At 56.6% G+C, this 19108-nt stretch carries 16 protein-coding genes and 2 pseudogenes; 11 read left to right on the forward strand and 7 right to left on the reverse strand.

From position 1 onward, the window contains the following. Positions 1 to 205, reverse strand: a pseudogene (locus CXK91_RS10390) (IS5/IS1182 family transposase); the annotation flags it as partial. A 461-nt stretch (positions 206 to 666) separates the two neighbouring features. On the opposite strand from CXK91_RS10390, the gene phnC reads away from it, so the two are divergent. The 6 genes from phnC (at position 667) to CXK91_RS10420 (ending at position 5480) form a co-directional block, all read left to right on the forward strand. Beyond that, the gene (phnC, locus tag CXK91_RS10395) at positions 667 to 1494 is read left to right on the forward strand and encodes a phosphonate ABC transporter ATP-binding protein (RefSeq protein ID WP_003118432.1); all 828 of its coding nucleotides are present in this window, start codon (positions 667 to 669) and stop codon (positions 1492 to 1494) included. Then, the gene (gene phnD / locus CXK91_RS10400; protein ID WP_010466255.1) at positions 1491 to 2354 is read left to right on the forward strand and encodes a phosphate/phosphite/phosphonate ABC transporter substrate-binding protein; all 864 of its coding nucleotides are present in this window, start codon (positions 1491 to 1493) and stop codon (positions 2352 to 2354) included. Before phnC ends, phnD begins: the two co-directional genes overlap by 4 nt. A gap of 8 nt (positions 2355 to 2362) precedes the next feature. After that, positions 2363 to 3190 (forward strand): phosphonate ABC transporter, permease protein PhnE, encoded by an 828-nt coding sequence (gene phnE / locus CXK91_RS10405; RefSeq protein WP_010466252.1) that lies wholly within the window; start codon positions 2363 to 2365, stop codon positions 3188 to 3190. An 8-nt stretch (positions 3191 to 3198) separates the two neighbouring features. Beyond that, entirely contained in the window at positions 3199 to 4209 is a 1011-nt protein-coding gene (gene ptxD / locus CXK91_RS10410; RefSeq protein ID WP_003118429.1) for a phosphonate dehydrogenase PtxD, read from the forward strand. Then, a complete protein-coding gene (locus tag CXK91_RS10415) occupies positions 4203 to 5072 on the forward strand; it encodes a LysR family transcriptional regulator (protein ID WP_010466239.1) in 870 nt (289 codons plus the stop codon). Before ptxD ends, CXK91_RS10415 begins: the two co-directional genes overlap by 7 nt. Positions 5073 to 5183: 111 nt before the next feature. Next, positions 5184 to 5480, forward strand: a complete 297-nt coding sequence (locus CXK91_RS10420) for a hypothetical protein (RefSeq protein WP_256055741.1) — start codon at positions 5184 to 5186, stop codon at positions 5478 to 5480. 46 nt (positions 5481 to 5526) lie between these two features. Here the strand turns inward: CXK91_RS10420 and CXK91_RS10425 are convergent, their stop codons facing one another. Further along, positions 5527 to 6153, reverse strand: a complete 627-nt coding sequence (locus tag CXK91_RS10425; RefSeq protein WP_023118212.1) for a DUF6088 family protein — start codon at positions 6151 to 6153, stop codon at positions 5527 to 5529. Between the two features lie 77 nt (positions 6154 to 6230). Continuing rightward, entirely contained in the window at positions 6231 to 6527 is a 297-nt protein-coding gene (locus CXK91_RS10430; RefSeq protein ID WP_015275429.1) for a helix-turn-helix domain-containing protein, read from the reverse strand. A gap of 103 nt (positions 6528 to 6630) precedes the next feature. On the opposite strand from CXK91_RS10430, the gene CXK91_RS10435 reads away from it, so the two are divergent. The 5 genes from CXK91_RS10435 (at position 6631) to CXK91_RS10455 (ending at position 13951) form a co-directional block, all read left to right on the forward strand. After that, positions 6631 to 7086: a hypothetical protein gene (locus tag CXK91_RS10435; RefSeq protein WP_103456440.1), complete on the forward strand. Its 456-nt coding sequence runs from the start codon at positions 6631 to 6633 to the stop codon at positions 7084 to 7086. Positions 7087 to 7124: 38 nt separating this feature from the next. Continuing rightward, positions 7125 to 7349, forward strand: coding sequence for a BPSL0761 family protein (locus CXK91_RS23000; RefSeq protein ID WP_282611471.1), 225 nt, complete (start codon positions 7125 to 7127; stop codon positions 7347 to 7349). Positions 7350 to 7584: 235 nt separating this feature from the next. Beyond that, positions 7585 to 12006, forward strand: a complete 4422-nt coding sequence (locus tag CXK91_RS10445) for an NACHT domain-containing protein (protein WP_015275432.1) — start codon at positions 7585 to 7587, stop codon at positions 12004 to 12006. Between the two features lie 65 nt (positions 12007 to 12071). Further along, entirely contained in the window at positions 12072 to 13448 is a 1377-nt protein-coding gene (locus tag CXK91_RS10450; protein WP_225775526.1) for a multidrug DMT transporter permease, read from the forward strand. Between the two features lie 188 nt (positions 13449 to 13636). Then, positions 13637 to 13951: a hypothetical protein gene (locus CXK91_RS10455; RefSeq protein ID WP_015275434.1), complete on the forward strand. Its 315-nt coding sequence runs from the start codon at positions 13637 to 13639 to the stop codon at positions 13949 to 13951. A gap of 178 nt (positions 13952 to 14129) precedes the next feature. Here the strand turns inward: CXK91_RS10455 and CXK91_RS10460 are convergent, their stop codons facing one another. The 4 genes and pseudogenes from CXK91_RS10460 to msrA (CXK91_RS10475) all read right to left on the reverse strand — a co-directional run. Beyond that, positions 14130 to 16559, reverse strand: a complete 2430-nt coding sequence (locus CXK91_RS10460; protein ID WP_058182856.1) for a S8 family peptidase — start codon at positions 16557 to 16559, stop codon at positions 14130 to 14132. A gap of 25 nt (positions 16560 to 16584) precedes the next feature. Further along, entirely contained in the window at positions 16585 to 17571 is a 987-nt protein-coding gene (locus CXK91_RS10465) for an AAA family ATPase (RefSeq protein WP_003246630.1), read from the reverse strand. Between the two features lie 432 nt (positions 17572 to 18003). Beyond that, positions 18004 to 18549 (reverse strand): peptide-methionine (S)-S-oxide reductase MsrA, encoded by a 546-nt coding sequence (gene msrA / locus CXK91_RS10470; protein ID WP_003246627.1) that lies wholly within the window; start codon positions 18547 to 18549, stop codon positions 18004 to 18006. Between the two features lie 157 nt (positions 18550 to 18706). After that, positions 18707 to 19099 (reverse strand): annotated as a pseudogene (gene msrA, locus CXK91_RS10475) (peptide-methionine (S)-S-oxide reductase MsrA); the annotation flags it as partial. Between the last annotated feature and the right edge of the window lie 9 nt (positions 19100 to 19108).

Consider the following 19108-nt stretch of genomic DNA (forward strand, 5'->3'; position numbering starts at 1 on the left):
ACCAGTTTTGCATCAGGTGCACGCGCAGCATCGCCATCAGCGGATAGGCCGGACGACCGCCTTCACCCTTGGGATAATGCGGCTCGATCAAGGCAATCAAACCCTTCCACGGCACCACCCGATCCATCTCGATCAGGAACAACTCTTTGCGGGTTTGTTTGCGCTTACCGGCGTACTCGGCGTCGGCGAAGGTCATCTGCTTCATCGGGAAACTCGGTGGGTGGAATCCGGGTATTTTGCCAAAATCTGGAAGTCTTCTTCAGAGTTTCCCTAGCATTAAGCTGGGCGCGACAACAGACGTCTAGTTGGGCGGCACCTGAAGGTTTCGACCAGCCACATAACGGCCTAGGTCAATCGACGGGCAAGAATAGAATGTCTCCTATAGTCCGCTAGTGTGCGCTCTCTTGCTTGGATGGCATTACGTTCTGGCCCAACGTTACTGTAGCGAATCCGCAGCAGTATCAATCAAAGCCTCCTGTATCCCGCGTGAAGAAAGACGCTACGTTGCGCCCGTTCTTCCACGGCTTCGCTTGCCGCCCCGCTACGGCAGATTCGAAGTATTCATCGAAATGTCATCCTTTAGAAGCAGTGCGTTAACAAGGAATTTCTACCCTTTGCATCGCGAACCGCAATTGTGCGGCCAGCAATATTGCGAAAGGTGATCAAATGACGCCCCATCCGATACAGGACGCCGTGCTGCGGGTCGACCGGTTGAGCGTCGTCTATCCAGGCGGCGTGACAGCCCTACGCGATACCTCGATTGCATTTCGGCGTGGTGAGTTCACCGTGCTGCTTGGTCTCTCGGGCGCAGGCAAGTCGACCTTGCTCCGTAGTCTCAATCGACTCGTCACGCCCACTGGCGGCAGTGTCACCAGCGAACTCGGTGAACTCGGCAGCGGCTCGGCCTTGCGTCAGCATCGTCGGCGTACCGCCATGATCTTTCAGCACCACCAGCTAATCGAACGTCAAAGCGCACTGGCTAATGTGCTTACCGGTCGGCTGGCCTTTCACAACACGCTCCGCTCGCTGTTTCCTCTGCCGCGTGCCGATCAGGAGATTGCGCTCAGTTGCCTCGCTCGGGTCGGTCTGGCAGACAAGGCGCTAAGCCGGGTGGACAAACTGTCCGGTGGCCAGCAGCAGCGGGTAGGCATCGCGCGTGCGCTAGCGCAACAGCCGGCGATCATTCTGGCCGATGAGCCGGTAGCCAGTCTCGACCCGGCCACTTCGGTCCGTGTTCTCGGATTGCTGCGCGACATCTGCAAGGAAGACGGCATCACCGCCATCGTTTCGCTGCATCAACTCGAATATGCCCGCCGCTTCGCCGATCGCGTCGTCGGGCTGGCCGATTCTCAGATCGTTTTCGATGCCGCGCCCTCGGAACTCACCGATGCGCAGCTTGAGCGCATCTATGCAGGCCGCTCTACGACTCAGCCAGCGAATGCTCCGGCTGAACCACCTGTCATGCTCGAACCTTCACTGGAGATGTCCCGATGAAACGCTTATCCGCGCTCTTATTGACTTGCTTGCTGTCCGCTGTTTCAAGTTTGTCCGCCCTAGCGGCCGATGCCGATCCGGATGTGCTAAAGGTTGCCCTGCTGCCGGACGAAAACGCCTCCGAGCTGATCAAGCGTAACCAGCCGCTGAAGGATTATCTGGAAGAGCATCTGGACAAGAAGGTGCAGCTGATCGTAACCACCGACTATTCCTCGATGATTGAGGCGATGCGCTTTGGCCGTATCGACCTGGCGTATTTCGGTCCGCTGTCCTACGTCATGGCCAAAAGCAAAAGCGACATCGAGCCCTTCGCTGCCATGGTCATCGACGGCAAGCCGACCTATCGCTCGGTGATTATCGCCAATGTGGCGTCAGGCGTGAATGAGTATGCCGACCTTAAGGGCAAGAAGATGGCCTATGGTGACCGGGCATCGACGTCCAGCCATTTGATTCCCAAAACCGTGCTTCTTGAGACGGCCGATTTGACGGGTGGGCAGGACTACGAACAACATTTTGTGGGCACGCATGACGCCGTTGCCGTCAACGTGGCGAACGGCAACGCCGATGCGGGTGGGCTGTCGGAGGTAATTTTCAATCACGTAGCCGAACGTGGCCTAATCGATCCGAGCAAGGTGAAAGTACTTGGTTACAGCGGCGAATACCCCCAGTACCCCTGGGCGATGCGCTCGAACCTGAGCCCCGAGCTGAAAACCAAGGTGCGGGATGTATTCGTCGGTATCGACGATCCCGAAGTGCTGCGCAACTTCAAGGCCGAGGCCTTCGCGCCAATCACCGACGCCGACTACGATGTGATCCGCAACATGGGATCGCTGCTCGGCCTCGACTTCGCCACGATGTGAGCACCGATATGTCTACTCATTACGACGTGCAGGCGCTGCCTGCAGAGCAACGCGAGCACATCCTTCGAGGCTTCGGCCTCGGTTGGTGGCGCCAGCTGGGGCAGGTGGCGATTGTATTCGGAGTGGTGCTGTTGGCCTGCTGGTACGTGGGGCTGCTCGATGCCACCACGCTGCTGAACGGGCTGCCCTCCATCGCGACCCTGGCAGGCGAGGCCATGCCGCCAGACTTTTCGGGCTATCGAAGCTGGATTCGCCCCTTGATCGACACCTTGGCGATGAGCATCGCCGGTACGGCCATCGCAGTGGTGTTCTCGCTGGTGGTGGCCTTCGTTGCAGCGCGCAATACGGCGCCGCACCCCCTTGTGTTCGGTGTTGCCCGGGTGCTGCTCAATGCCCTGCGGTCGGTGCCGGAGCTGATCATGGGCATCATCTTCGTTGCAGCCGTAGGGTTCGGCGCCTTGCCGGGCGTGCTTGCCCTGGGTCTGCATTCGGTCGGCATGGTCGGCAAGTTCTTCGCCGAGGCCATCGAGCACGTCGACGAAGCGCCGGTGGAAGCCGCTCGGGCGGCGGGGGCTACGCCGATGCAAGTGCTGCTGCACGCGGTTTTGCCACAGGTGACGCCGCAGTTCGCCGACGTGGCGATCTACCGCTGGGAATACAACTTTCGCGCCTCCACCGTGATGGGCATGGTTGGCGCCGGCGGTATCGGCTTCGAACTCATGGGCTCGCTGCGCATCATGCAGTACCAGGAGGTTGCAGCAATCCTGCTGGTCATCCTGGCCATGGTCACGCTAGTAGACGCCTTCAGTGGCGTGCTGCGCAAACGTTTCAAATAGGACAAACCATGCTGCCGAAACTCGTTATAACTCACCGAGTACACGATGAGATCCTGCAACTGCTGGCGCCACATTGCGAGCTGATGACCAACCAGACCGACAGCACGCTGACGCGCGAGGAAATTCTGCGCCGCTGCCGCGATGCTCAGGCGATGATGGCGTTCATGCCCGATCGGGTCGATGCAGACTTTCTTCAAGCCTGCCCTGAGCTGCGTGTAGTCGGCTGCGCGCTCAAGGGCTTCGACAATTTCGATGTGGACGCCTGTACTGCCCGCGGGGTCTGGCTGACCTTCGTGCCTGATCTGTTGACGGTCCCGACTGCCGAGCTGGCGATCGGACTGGCGGTGGGGCTGGGGCGGCATCTGCGGGCAGCAGATGCGTTCGTCCGCTCTGGCGAGTTCCAGGGCTGGCAACCACAGTTCTACGGCACGGGGCTGGATAACGCTACGGTCGGCATCCTTGGCATGGGCGCCATCGGACTGGCCATGGCTGATCGCTTGCAGGGATGGGGCGCGACCCTGCAGTACCACGAGGCGAAGGCTCTGGATACACAAACCGAGCAACGGCTCGGCCTGCGCCAGGTGGCGTGCAGCGAACTCTTCGCCAGCTCGGACTTCATCCTGCTGGCGCTTCCCTTGAATGCCGATACCCAGCATCTGGTCAACGCCGAGCTGCTTGCCCTCGTACGGCCGGGCGCTCTGCTTGTAAACCCCTGTCGTGGTTCGGTAGTGGATGAAGCCGCCGTGCTCGCGGCGCTTGAGCGAGGCCAGCTCGGCGGGTATGCGGCGGATGTATTCGAAATGGAAGACTGGGCTCGCGCGGACCGGCCGCGGCTGATCGATCCTGCGCTGCTCGCGCATCCGAATACGCTGTTCACTCCGCACATAGGGTCGGCAGTGCGCGCGGTGCGCCTGGAGATTGAACGTTGTGCAGCGCAGAACATCATCCAGGTATTGGCAGGTGCGCGCCCAATCAACGCTGCGAACCGTCTGCCCAAGGCCGAGCCTGCCGCATGTTGAATCCGGTCTGGCTGAAGAGCCTGGTAGCGATCGTTCAAACAGGCAGTTTTCAGAGCGCGGCGAGGGCGTTGGGGCTGGCCCAGCCGACGGTGTCGCAGCACTTGCAGAAGCTTGAAGAGCAGGTCGGCGTAACGCTGGTGCAGCGCAGTCGTAGCGGCTGCCAGCCTACCACACGGGCGCTGGCCTTCATGCCGCATGCGACCGCCTTGCTCGACATGCACGCCCGGGCGCTAGAAGCCCTGCATGGCAATCGTGAGCGCGTCGGGGCCAGCTCCAACATCGGCACCTACCTTCTCCAGCCATTCGTGCGCAACTATCTGACGACCGCAAATGAGAGGGGCGAGGTGGATCTGCGCATCGCCGCCAACCCGGATGTGGCCGACCAGCTACTGGCGGGCCAGCTCGACGCCGCGATCATGGAATGGTGGCTACCTCACCCCGACTTCGAACACCGCCTCTGGCGGGTCGAGCCGCTGGTGCTTATCGTCAGCCCCGACCATGCGCTGGCTGAAGCAGGGTGCATAGAACGTGATCGTCTGGTGGACCTGCCGATGCTGGGAGGTGAACCGGGTAGCGGTACCGGACGGCTTCTGACCGAATACTTTGGCGAACTGGGCGTGCCTCGCAGCGGTATGCAGCTAGGCAGCACCGAGGCAGTCAAACAAGCAGTGAGGGCGGGACTCGGCGTGTCGTTGGTGATGGCTTCCGCAGTACAAGACGAAGTTCGCAGTGGCGCGCTGGTAGCTCTTCCCATCCCGGGGCTTGAAAAGCGTCTCCAACTGATCTGGCGCAAACCTCCCGGAAATCTGCACCCGCCGGGATTTGTGCGGCACTTATTGGAGGAGGCAGATCTAGCTGGATAAGGTGATGGATGGTTGCGATCCAGCGCTTGGCTTGTCAGCCTAGGGAAACTCTGAAAAAGACTTTCTGATTTGGCAAAATACCGCGACCCCAACCTCGTGAACGAGCAGACGGTGGACGAGAAAGTCTACGACCGCCTTTCCGAACGCATGAAGGACCGCTTTGATCTGTTCGGATCGTTGCCGGATGGACTTGCCCCCGCCGAACCGGACACCATCAAGGACGAATGGATTGACGACATCGAGCATCTGGGAGAATTGATGGATCAGTACATCAATGCCCAGAAGCAGGAAACCGGCTTCGATCTGCGCTACAACGCCACCATGCGCCCAACCGATAACGACTGGCGCAACTGCGCACAGGTCTTGTCACGTCGAGATTTTGAGACGCTGATGAGGAAAGGGTGGTGACCGAGGTCCAATCGGTGAGCTGGTTCGCCACTGCTTATCTGGCGCACTAAGCTCGCTCAGGAGCCTTGTTCAGTGAGGCAGGTTCATAGGTGGCATTAGATAATACCTCCTGCATCCATTTCGGCATCATGCATGCTCTAAGGGTTGCCAGTTCGACAGGGCTGAGGGCGCAGGTAATTTTGGAAAGCGTCTGCGAAGACAGCCCATCTTTGCCGAGGTAATAAAGTGCGGTCAGTGCCATGCCCACCATAGTGCCAGCGTGCTGCAAGCGATGACTGGACACATGCTGTAGGCGAACCACCGCATTACCAACCTTGATTTTGCGGGTTGCTCCGCTTGTGTAGAAAGTCGGTACTACCTGCATCTGAGTACTAAGTCCCAGCCTGCGCACAGCTTCCGCACCATGTATCTGAATCGTCTCGCCATTTGCTTTAGTGAGAATGCTCATGATGGCTAGCGGGCTAGGTATGAGCCGGCGACCGGTGTAGCGGCTAAATTTTGGTCGCATGTAAATGCCGCGAGCGACGCGCTCAAGATGACCTGATTGCACTAGCCTGGAGAATGCCTTATCGACGGCAGCACGAGAGCCAGCCTCTGCGAATAGCGAGCGAGGAAAGGGCTTCCCCTTCTGCATTCGCTTAATTCGGTTCGAGATTGCTTCTGCGACGGACATGGCACCCTTAGCGATCTGATTCTTCGAAATGGACTGACTAGAGGTCTCTCTTTCAACGTCGAGTGTTACCCGTAAGCCTATGATGCAGGCTCAGCGAGCAGGCTCTGTAACTCATCTCCAACTCTCTTTAGCAGTAACTCACGGTCAGCGGGGGCCTCTGCTCCGAGCAAATAGGTGATGGCCAGGAGGGTGACCGGGTGGACATCGAGCACCTTGCAGAGATCATCAAGCTTTTCGAGCGTAGGACTGGTAGCCGCCCGCTCCAGCATGCTGACGTAGGTGCGGCTGCTAACCATTGAGAAGTCTTCCTGGGTAAGCCCCTGGCTGTGACGCACCAACCTCAACGCTTTACTAAACGAATTCCGGACTTCCATTTTGCGCTCCCGCAAAATGGAAAGATGAAGCGTGATTGAACAATATATGACTACAAAATATATTGTTCATTAGTCGAGCATGATTCTCATCAAGGGGCCTGGGATGTTCAAGACAAATCGGAAATCTGAGCTGTTTCCTGGGCGCTCCAACGGCTCTGATGACGTTCAGTTCTGGTCATTTATTGAGCAGGATGCGGCTTGGCCTTGGTTCTATCTTCAGCTGGTGGAGGACGCTGGTGGGGAATTGTTTCGCAGCATGCTAATGGTTCCGACACCCGTACAGCTTGAGCAGGTCGTAGCCGTAAAAGATGATCATGCTTGGATTGAGCAGGCCCAGCTTGTGACTCCATCGCACATCAACGATACGGAGCGCTGGACAATGGAGCCTTTGTTGGAGGTCAGTCTGATCCTTGATGATCAGGGGCTTGAGCTCGGATATAGGTATCGCGTAGAGGGAGGTCGAGAGTACAGCGTTTCTGTCGATCCGTTTCCAGACGGACAGCTGAAAACTCACATGATCTTCTCTGCTGCATTGCACATCAGGGCGGAAGACTATTGATTTCAGGTGTTTAGCTTGTTTGGAGGTGAGGCATGACAATGCCATGCGAACGTACCCGAGCAGTGATACAGACACATGACTTTCTTCTTGAGCTCTCGCGTGATGGGTCTTTGCCCGAACGGGTTCGGCGTGATGCTCGATTCCTGCTGCGTCATTATCCAAGCCGGACTGACATGCTTATGGCCGGCCGGATTGAGGAACAGGCGGAGACGCTGCCAATTGGAGCTCTTGGCCCTGTATTCAGCTCGACAACAACTCTCTAATAGGTATCGAATCGGATGTGATCGCTCTCGCCCTCTACAATCGCGGGCCCACATGAGCGTATGAGGAAGCTTTAAGAAGGGGCTCAGTCGCGCGCGGTGGGGGGATAGGCCTGTACAACTGGGCTGGCGTTTCCCTGCGGTAACGGATAACCCATATATTGCTGCCTTCAGCCGCATCACCGGGTTCGCAGCGCGAGCCGATGCTGTCCTGGCAGCTTCTGAAGGCGAGTCACCCATGTCTGAAGACATCAAGAATACCGCGATCACCGCCGCAGGTTACATTTATCAGAACCGTCAAGGCCTCAGGGTTCTTTGCGATTGGCTTGACGCACCGGCTCGCTATACCCGGGTGAGGTTTGAGTGTGACGACGAGGCTGTCGCGCCGACAGGGCTGGATGACATCGTTGTCGAGCGTGCAGATAGCCTGCTTGATCTCCAGCAGGTCAAGTTCACCCCTGATCCAAACGCGCATCCGCTCTGCTGGGATTGGATGCTGGAAAAGACTGGCAAGACAGCGCGATCGAGGTCGATGTTGCGCAAGTGGTTCGATGCTTTCAAGGCGTTGGAACCGGCGCGTACGGGCTTATTTTCGTTGACGACCAATCGCCGGCCGGATGCCGATATCGAAGCTTGCCTCAGCGGCGGCAAGATCTCCTTTGCCAGGATCCCCGAGCCCAGGCGCTCTGAGGTCATCGCGGAACTTGGTGGCGAGCAAGACTGCGAGGCGTTTTTTAGCCAGCTGCACATTTTTCACAGTGACAAGGGGTTCGACACGCTGGAGCAAGAGGTCGATGCGCGACTTCGCAAACACGGCACTCCTGAGGGTATTGCTAACCTCAAGTACGTAGCTTTGAACTGGGCGACGCGGAAAAACTTCCCACCCCCTGACGGTTGGATCACGCTGGAGCAGGTTCGCACCATCCTGCGCTCGACACCAGCGGCGCCTTTGCCAGAGGACTTCGTTGTCCCACTGGGCTACGAGGTGCCTGATGAGACGTTCCATTCGGAGTTTGCCCGTGACACCGTCAATGCTACTGGTGGGGCGATCGTGCTCACTGGGCCGCCGGGTCGTGGAAAAAGTACCTATCTGAGCGCGTTGTGCGACACGCTCGCTGAGCGGGGCATCCCTACCGTCCGGCATCATTACTTCCTCTCGACGACGGAGCGAGGGCGAGACCGGGTGAACAGCTATGTAGTCGAGCAGTCCATCGAGGCGCAAGTCAAACGGTTTCATCCGGATGTTCAGGTGCCGGTGGGCGACCTGCGCTCGCTACTTGAAGCGTGTGCTTCTCACTACAAGCAACTGGCCAAGCCGTTCGTTCTTGTCTTGGACGGGCTGGACCACGTCTGGCGCATTAACGCCGAGGACAAGCGGCCGCTGGACGATGTGTTTGCCCAGGTGATCCCATGCCCGGACAACATGGTGCTGCTCGTCGGCACCCAGCCAGTGGACGACGTCCAGTTACCGACGGACCTGCTTGCTGTCGCGCCTAAAGCGGAGTGGCGTACGCTGCCAGCGATGTCTGAAAACGCAGTCCTGTCCTATTTGCGCAAGGCATTTCAGGAAGGCAGATTTACGACTGGATTCGAGGGCGAGGATGGAGTTGAAAGGCAACTGCAGGAGACTGCGACCGCGCTTCGTACGCAGACCAATGGTCATCCTCTGCATGTCATCTATGCCGTTGCGGAGCTTGAACATACCAGTCGCAGTTTGTCGAGGTGGGACGTCGAGCAGCTGAAGGGGGACTTAAGTAGGGAGGCACAGTTCTACTACGCATCGCTTTGGCAAAGCCTCCCTCCAAGCCTCAAGGACACATTGCGGCTCGTATGCGCCTTCTCGTTCTTCTGGCCTAGATCTGCATTCGGGGAGATCGCCACAAAAGTCGGCACGGCGGAGCCGGAGGTCGCAAAAGTTGAGCATCTGCTTCACTCCTCGGCGGCTGGCCTGAAGGTTTTCCACGAGAGCCTTGCAGTCTTCGTGCGCGCAACCCCAGGCTACGTCGACCGCATTGAGGAGCTGATGCCAGCAGTAGCAAGTTGGTTGGAGAGCTCAGCGCCCACCTCGCTACGCGTGAACTGGCTCTGGACGGTTCAGGCGAGATTGGGTGACCCCAAGAACCTTATCGCCGGTCTCACCCGCGACTGGATCATGCTCCGCCTGGAAGAGGGATACCCGGAGTCGCTTTTTGACACGCTGCTATCAGACGCGCTGGTTGCAGCGCTGGATACCAAAGAGTTTGCTGAAGCCTATCGGCTCCAGCATTTAAAGGGGCGGATGGTCGGTGGGAGCCGATACCAGATGCAGAGCGACGACATGGCCAGGCTGATCTCGTTCACCTTCTTCCTCACCACAGAGGAGAGTGTCGTGCGTGAGGCTCTAGCCTCTAGACACGAGATGGACATCCTCCAGCTCGCCGCGCTTGGGTTGGCCCTGCGTACACGGGGCGATGAGATTGTGGCTGAAATGTGTGGTGAAGAGGCGCTTCGTCGGTTCAGGGGGCTTAGTCGTTTCTCCAGCAGGTACTCGTCGAGTGCTGGCTCTGATGAGTTCCAGTTCCTGGTCGACGCATTTGCACGGCTTGGCGTCATCGGTGCGACACCAACAGCGCTAGCTCAGCTGGTTTCCGAAAACGGGGCGGCCGTTTGGCTGCCAAGAGTCCAGATATTGGTTGAGGAAGGTAATTTAGACGACTTGATGGAGGTCGCTGCTTCGCTTGCTGCTGGTAGGAGCAAGAACCTCATCAGTGACGCGTGCGTTCGCGCGGCAGCGACCGCTGGAGTGAGCATCACCGAGCGCGATGACTTCAGCGCGCTTGCCCGAACGCCCCTCGTCGCTGCCGTAGAGGCAGCTTGTAAGAGGGTTTCCAAGCCCATGAACGAGCCTATCCCCATTGAGTGGCTCAATGGTAACTACTACGAGCGCAAAGAAGATCTGGCTACACTCGCGCACCACTGGTTCTTTAGCGCCGTTCATCTGAGCCTGTCTATGGCTGTAGAAGGGCAGACCGCCTTCGAGTTCGTGCGAGCTCCCTCCTACAAAGACAAGGCGAACATCACCGACTTTCTCAACGCACTCTCTGCGGCCGGTGCACAGGTTGCGCACCAATGGTGGCAGGGGGAGTTCATAGACTTCCATGAGCTGTTCGCGTTACTCCAGACAGTGGAGTTCAGGCGTTTCAGGCAAAACCATGACGAGAGCTCTGCAGCCGAGGACTTCCGGAGCGCACTGCATCGAATTGCCTGCGACATTCGTGTAGGGAGCATCCTGCAGGGGCACTTCGACGATGTGCCCCTGACCAAGGAAACTATGGAGGCGGCCGGGCAGTACGTTTGGTTTGACAGTGAGTCCTTCCGCACTCAGTACGCGTCCGGATTGCTGGCGAGGATGGGCGATGATGCGGCGGCGGCGTTCGTTGAGTCCCAGCGTATCCTGCTTGATGCAGAGATCTGCCGTGAAACCAGCGTACATCTTCAGACACCGCTCCAGCTTTGTTCCATTGCGCTAGCCCATGGGTTGAGCGCCAGTGCTCGCGAGTTGTGTAAGCAGACCTGGGAGCTGAGTACTGGCTATGCGCATCGTAAAGACCCTACGCTGAACAACACGGTCGACGCCATCGGCTACCTAGTTGATGTCGCACCGAACGACTCCCGTCGATTGCTCGGCCGTATTGCGCCGCAGGTGCACCACGTCCTGGACTACACCGACGGGAAGGGCACCAGACATGTTCTGGCGGCCGCCGATCGGCTGCTTGCGAAGTTGAAGCCGTCTGCTCTGGTAATCAAGTACGAGGAGCACATACACGCAGGCGACTGGTCGCAAGCAGAGGACAGTCTGCGGGAATACGTGGTGCAAGGCATCGAGGACGGTTGGCCTCTGGACGCGTTGATGCGAACCGCACTACATCCTGAGATTCATGACGTGCTGAGTAAACTTGCACTCGAAGGTAACTCAAGGGCTGCAGAGCGGCTTGGCGTCCTTCGGGAGCACGTCGGTTGGGACATCGGTTTGCTGCAGAGACCGGAGTATCCCGGCAGTAGTAGCGAGAGCAAACCTTACACGGGAGATGTAACGGACTTTGCACCGGAACAACTCAGCGACCTGCTCGACAGTTTATCGGCCAGCCACAGCGAGCAAGAGAAACTCCTTCGCGACTGGTATCAGCACTGGGATAAAGCGGGGCAAGGAAAGCGACTGCTCTCGGCGCTCGACGGCTTGCTTCTGTCAGAAAAGGGCTGGCCCAGCGGAGTCTTGGTGCTGTCTGACCTGGCCTTTCAGACGAGGCGCAAACTAAGTGGCGTGAAGGCAGCATGGAAGTACCTTGTCCAGGCGCATATCCGAAACGGTGCCTGGGTCGGGTTTGCGGAGAAAGAAGAGAAGACCCTCAGCAGACTCGATTTAGTCGTCAAGCATTATCCGCAGCGCTGTGACGAGTTTGTGGCTGCGACAACCTACGCCATGTTCGGCGATCCTGAACCGCCACGTGTGGCGCCCACGGAAGTTATGGTCTACTTCTATGCGCGACAAAATAGGATCGCTGAGGCAGTGAAGTTCGCGGAGACGATGGTCAATTGCGTTATTGAAGACACCCGTACCCTGCCGTTGGAGCGGCCTCGCTGGGCGGCTGAGTTGGTATCTTCTGAGATAGCGGAGGCTTGATGGACGAGCTTCGCATCCTCGTTGCTCGGCTTGGTTGGCCGTCAACGTCTACAAGGTGGTGGGCCATGCAGGAGCTGGCAGCTAGGCTGGGGGAGCCAGGTTCGAAGGCTGAGACCGAGTCCGTGCTTCTCCAAATGCTGAGCTCACGCCAGCTTGAGGCCGAAGTGGTCGAGATCCTGTGTATCTTCTGGATGGCGGTAAGAGCATGCGGCTACTCCCCCACTTCCAAGCTGGCTGAGAGCACTTCGAGGTCATCCATCCTTTCGGACCTCGTTCTGGAAAGCTGTGGTCTGTTGCCAGAGGGCGACGACGAAGCGCTGGAGGAGGTTCCCGAGGAGTTCGAGATACCCCAGGACTTTGACGGCGTGCAGGGCTCAGATTTGCCTCGGATCTTCCGAACTTCCTTGGGAAAGCTTGAGAGTCATACTGGGCTGCCGTTCGTCCGGCAGATGGCCTTTGAGTGGACGGCGAACCGCACCGCCTACCCAGACGCTCCGTTCCAAGGAGACCCCTGGCACTTCCTGAGGCCCATGGGCGAAGGTTTTGTCGGACAGCTATCCTCGCGGGCTGCTCTTCGCGCCATCTCCGCCTACCTTCGCACGCTGGCGGTTGCCGAAGATTTGTGGGGTATGCCAACGGATCTGGCGGAAGAAAGGGCTCTCTTGGCTTTACCTGTTCATCCGACCTTAGCCTTCCTCCGACCACTACGCCCTGTTTGGTTCCCTGCAACAACCGACTTCGACGGTGACACCGAGGCAATCGAAGCCTCCCTGCGAGCTCTGATTAGTCGCGTAGAGGCAGCGCGACCAAGTGACGAACTGATCGCGTTCAGTTCGCCAATCGTGATGTCGATCGAGAGGTGTGTGGAGGTCTCGATCGTTCGCTGGTCACAAGCGGCGGGCAGCGAGATCGCTGATGTGGATTTGGCTGTACATTTGGAGAACATCTGGTCCAGCGGGCGGATGCTTCGCAGTGCGGCGCCTGAGCCTCTGAGCACGACGACTCTTTTGATACCCCCCCATCTTGGCAGCCTAATAGATGGAAAGTGCAAGGCCTGGCCGCTTGCCGCGCCGCTCGATCTCGACCGCATAGGCTATCTTCAACACGATTTGTATCCGGGGCGGCTATTCCTTCCAACGCTCCCTGGCTGCGACCAGGCCGAGTTCACCCCTTGTGGTGGGCAGTTGGAGGTCAAGGTGGGCGAGCAGGTCATCGCTGATCTCTGTTACTGGAATGCGGGCTGGGGACCCGCACGCCCCATGCAGTTCGAAGGCAACTGTGGTGCCGCACTCATTTCAAGAGGTACGAGCTATCGGGAAGCGGGGGGCTCAACGGAAGGGGCGGTTCGCTCGTTCTATCTTTGGCAGGTGCGAACACTGCACCGAGACAACACCTTTGACAGGTTTAACCAAGCGCTGGCTATGGGCGCTATGTTCGTCTAGTTAGTCCCAAATCACTGTTGATGGCCGTTTATGGCTCGGGCTGTGTAAAAACCTCTGAGTTTTGCCGCTGGTTCGGAATCCCGAAGGGCCGTATTTGAGGCGCACGTAATCCCATCGAGCAAAGCTCCTGAAGGCATATCGTGTACCAGATGAACGAAGGCGTGCATGTACCCTGATTGGAGGCTTCGATGAAGATCACAGCTATGGAACAGAGCAAATCGGTCAGTGATGTCCTGTGCGACATCTGCGGCGATAGCACGCGCGTTGAAGGGCAAGGATTGCAATTTGGCACTCTTCGCGCCAGTTGGGGCTATGGCTCGGCTCATGATGGCGAGCGCTATGAGGTCCATCTGTGCGAGTCCTGTTTTTTCAGAACGCTTTTAGGTCTCAGACGTGAGCGGATGGTGAACTTCATGTTCAGTGATGAAGACCAAGATCTCAGCGACTTTGGGCGCGTTGCTCACGATGATTTTTTCAATGAGGGTGGTAGCTCGGCCACCTAATTCCCGGCTGTGGCAGCACCCAAGTCTAGCCTGCATCTCATCTTTAATTGTGAGATCAACGTCAGCTGAGGCGACGTGATCCCCTGCGCGGAGAGCACTAAACCAAACACGTCGAGGATGCATTGCCTGCTTAAATGGCTGAGTCCGTAGGGTACTTGCAATAGCAGGCGAATATTGACTACCCGCGACTCTGTAGCCGAGCAGCCTGTTGAGCCTTTTGCTGTTCCCTTGCCACAGCCTGCTGCGCTATCCGCTCCTGAATCTGGGTGTAGAGCTGAGCATGCTCATTGTCCCGATCAGCTACAGTGACCACCAGAGAATAGGGCTCCTTCTCTGCTGCAGAGGGGTTCCAGTCACGGTCTTGCCTGACCACGACCAAAAACCACTTTTCACCCGGTTTACACTGCCGAAGCGTCCAGCGTGAAGACTGGACCGTACCGCGGTTTCTCAGCTGGGCCGAGATGTCGCGATTGCTGGACTTGGCCTCCTTGAGCACCTCCGTCTCAGCCTTGAGTTCCTTGCTAAAGTGCTTCTGAACTTCGTCTAGCGAAGTGCCTACAGCCAAGCGATAGTTGATCTGAGTGGCCAAGTAATCAATTCTGGTAGTTCGGACTACTGGCGAGTAAGCCAATGTTATCGAGAGCTCACGTGTCCCACGAGCGGAACGCAGGTAGTCGTCCGGCAAAGGCAGCTCAAAGAACTGGCATCCGTCGTTTTCAATAGTCTCCTCCGACATCAGAACTACGACGTTATCGGAAGATCTGAAGAGGTCGGCCTCACTCACTACGCCATAGCCAGCGACATCTCTCGCCACATCACGCTTCCGAGTGGCTTTAGCCTCCTTGTAGCCCTTTCTGAACTCATTAGAAAACGTGGAAATAACCTCACCTGGAAGGTAGGCCTGATTGACCAGCATCGCGCGAAGCATATTCGCTGACGCAGTTGGATATTCATTCAGCAAGCGCCCGGCCAAATGAGTGATGTATGGTGCCGCGAAGCTCGTTCCGCTAACTTCTTTGAAGATGGTGTTGCCTGCCCACTGATGGTTAAGCGTAAGTACACCCAGCCCCCGCATGTGCGGCGACCACTGAGCATTGGCCTGCCTCATGGGGCTGGCAAGGTTACCACCCGCCGCAACAAGCTCGGGCTTGAGCGCACCCTTAACCGAGGGGCCATGCCGAGTGAAAGGTGATGGTTGGTTTTCCGAGGCAGGCGAGAGCTGACTGATATCTGGATATTTCTGGCTGTCAAAAGTGGCGTTGTGCCGGGAGATGCTTCCCACCGTCAGCACCATCATTGCGGGTGCCGGATCGATGATTGCGCTTTGTTCTGCGACAAGATATTCGGGGTACTCGTCACGCCAGCTGTTTACCGGAACTGGAGGTTCTTCAGAGCCGCGGAAGTTACCCGTAGAGACCACAAACAAAATGTTATGCCGCCTTGAGAGGACGTCCAGGATGTAGGCGAGCCCCCTGACATGAGCTCCATCGTACGGAGCATTATTGTTACCCAGGGAGAGATTGAAGATCCGACATCCAAGCTCGACGAAGTACTCAACCGCTTTCGTCAGTGATGCCTCAAGCGAGAGCTCGTCATAGATCGCATCGCCAGTATGCGGACACTTCTTCATCACCTTCCCATTGAAAATCCAGAGCTCCGGGCGCCAGAAATTTGAGTTGTTGCAGGCCTCTACGTCGCCATACAGGGCCACACCGGCTACAGCAGTACCATGTCCCGCCTGGTCATCGTCTCCTTCCTCATCCACAAAGGAGGCGCTTTCAGCCATCGCAGGTTTCAAGAGGGGGTGGTTCCCGTTGATACCACTGTCCAGAATGCAGACCCGTGCCGCATCTGCGGCCGGTGCAGGTATGTTTCGAGGTAGCTCGTTGATATCCCGATTCAGCTGCTGAATGCTGATTCCGGTGGCGGGAATGAGATCAACAAGCCGGACATCGCGGTGGTTCAGCAGTAGCTGTGCTTGTTCGGGCGTCACCTCAACCCGGTACATGAGCAAGCTGTCCAGATTCAGCTTGTCGAGCCTTTTAATGCGCTCCCCTGAGAGCCAGGCCTCGAAAGCATTTGTGAGTAGGATTCGCTTCGGGTGGCTCGCTACATAGACAGGCCATAGTTCGACATCAAGCTTGAAGGTGGGGGTGTCCGGAATCCCGATATGGGTGATCGCCCAGCTCTTCCGATCCTCCGCAGACCATGTCTCCACCCCTGCGATAGCCTCCAGAATCTGGCCATAGGTCAAGGCGTCGTCCATAACACCCAGCTTCGTCAGATGGTCAGCGAACTTGGCCAAACCTTCTTCTGTCGCGAAAACAACGCAAAGCTGTTTATCCTCCTGGCTGACGAACTCCAAGCCATGGACATCAAGGTTTGAGAAGTTGAGAGTGCCGTCGTATTTCAGTTTGAGGACGTAGGGAGAGTTAGCTGTCGAGCCGATCTGCTTTTTGGCTTGCCCTTCAGCCGTAAGAAAGTAAGCATTGAGTTTCTGGCCATGCCCTCGACGATCTTCACGTTTGGTGAAGGGAGGGGGATTCTTGGTCCGGCGTGAGTTATCCAGAACTTCCCGTGCAATGTTCAGATGCTTGTAGGTAGCCACCGCTTCTTCCTTGAATTGTTATGATTCAGGACTTCCTGAGATCTTCTCTTGCAAGTGCGCTTTTCAGCTCTTTGAGGGTCAGAAACTCTTGCTCCCGCAGGATCATCCGCTTCGCGGCGCGACGTATAACTCGCTCAACATCAGCTCCGCTCTTGCCCTTAAACTCCGTCAATACTTCCTTGTCGTCAATCTCAAATTGACGCCGGATTCCTCTCAGCTTCAGTGACAAAATATCTTTCAGTTGCTTCTCATCCGGGAGCGGAAATTCGATGGATTCATCAAATCGTCGCCAAATGGCAGTGTCCAGAATCTTCTCATGGTTAGTAGCAGCCAAGATCAAACTGCGACCTTCGTATGAGTCCATCATCTGAAGCACTGCGTTTACTACACGTCGCAGCTCACCATGGTCGCCACTATCGCCGCGCTCTTTACCGATTGCATCGAACTCATCGAATAGAACAACAAACGGATGCTGGGCAATAAAATCGAAGACCTTGCGAAGGTTGGCAGCCGTTTCACCAAGGAAAGACGAAACCAGCGCATCCAATCGGACAATTGCCAAAGGTCGATCAAGTTCGAACGCTACTACCTCGGCTGCCAGTGTCTTTCCGCAGCCCGGTGGGCCGAAGAAAATCACCTTGCCCGCGGGCTTCATACCGTAGCTGCGGAGCACATCAGCACGACGGTTCTCTTCGAGTATCTCCTCTAGTGCAGCAGAGCTGCTGGGAGGGAGAATCACTTCATCAAGGGAGCGCTTAGGTGACCTTATGTCAAGCAGCGGTAAACCGCGCTCTTTATCTACGGGAACATCATAGTGAGTGCGTGATGTGCTACTAGATGCTTTGAAGTTCAAGTCGCTGCCGTAGAGGATTTGCTCTAGATCATTAGCGAGAAGATGGTGTTGTTTCTGCCGCTCTTCCTCGATAACAGCTTTAGAGGCAAGGCGAAACGCATCGGTATCACCTGCAGTGCCCGCTTTGAACAACTGGCGAAGAATTTTCCCATTGGCCATAGTCGCCACCCTCTGAGTTACCGCTATTTTATATTATATGTAGGTATTGATAAACCCAGTTGCGGCTACATAACTTGCAATAAATTGTTTCGCATTTTGATCTTCATGGTCAAGGACTCCATTCCTCATTAAATAGCTAAACACACTTGAGATTAAAAGTTTGGAGTAGTGCGGCTAATATGGCAGTGTAGCCTAACTCACGTTCTAAAAACTTTAAATAACTAGCCTTCGAAATTCCGCCGAGCGGCAGAGCATCATGCCGCCTAGCGCCCAATCGCCAATGCTACCCAAGAGTGAGGCAATGGGCCTGCAGGCCTCAAAGCCTGCTAGGCAGCTGGAGTCTGATGCTTACGCAGCTTCTTCATCATCCGCCACCTCCTCGCCCATCGGGGCGGGCGGTCGTGATGGTTGGACTCGGTTTTACATTGGGCACTATTCGCGCCCAGTTGCTTTTTGGTTTTTGAATATAGTTTCCAGCTTTGCGAGCTTTGGTGCTATTGATATCTGGCAGTATCTATTGCTTGGGTTCTTTGTGAAGAAGTCTTGGTGGTATTCCTCGGCTTCGAAGAATTCAGTTAACCTCTCTAAGGTGGTTGCCGTTGGGTTTTTCCAAAGGCCATTTTTTTCAGTTTCTAGTATTGCGGTTTTCGCGGTTACTAGCTGTTCGTCGCTATCATAAAATATGGCAGATCGATATTGGGTTCCAATATCTGCACCTTGCCTATTTAGAGTGGTTGGGTCATGTATTGCAAAGAAAATCTCAAGCAATTCGGATAGGCTGATTTTGCTACTATCAAATTCAATCTTTATTGCTTCGGCATGGCCTGTTTTGCCAGTGCATATATCATCATATGTTGGTGCGTTGAGGGTTCCCCCCGTGTAGCCACATTTCACAGACTGAACGCCCTTGATTCTCTTGAAGACTGGTTCAAGACACCAAAAGCAACCGCCTGCCAGTACTATTTTTTCGGTTTTCATACGGGTCTCTGTATAAAATTCAGGGGGCTGGGGTGCTGCCGATATGGGTGCAGTATGGCTGCTCTGCTGTCACGTAGATCGCCTGGCTGGGCTATAGCTATGCTGAGGCGCGCTAGCAATAGGATTCCTAGCATAGATTTACTCTTGACTGTCCTCCTAACCCGTGAGTCGGGTTGTGAGCCTCCCAGAAAACGCGTAACAGCGTACCGTAGTCGATCTGCTGAGGATCGAAGACCACCAGTACCGCCTCCGTATGCCCGGTAAGCCCAGAACAGACTTCATCGTACGTCGGGTTCGGGGTCAGGCCTCCGGCATAGCCGACAGCCGTCGTCCAGACTCCCGGCTGCTCCCAAAACCGGCGTTCCGCTCCCCAGAAGCAGCCCATGCCAAACACCGCCTGGCAAAGCCCTGCTGGAAAGGGTGGCTGCAGCGGGTTGCCATTGACGTAGTGGGCGGGGGGGACCGGTATGGGTGTCGAGCGGCCGGGCAAGGCCTGCTCGGCGGTGGGCAGTGCCTGTTTGTTGATCAGAATCTGCGAGCGTAGCGACATGCGAGCCTC

The organism is Stutzerimonas stutzeri, assembly GCF_002909485.1.
In the GTDB taxonomy this organism is placed as follows: Bacteria; Pseudomonadota; Gammaproteobacteria; order Pseudomonadales; family Pseudomonadaceae; genus Stutzerimonas; species Stutzerimonas stutzeri_AH.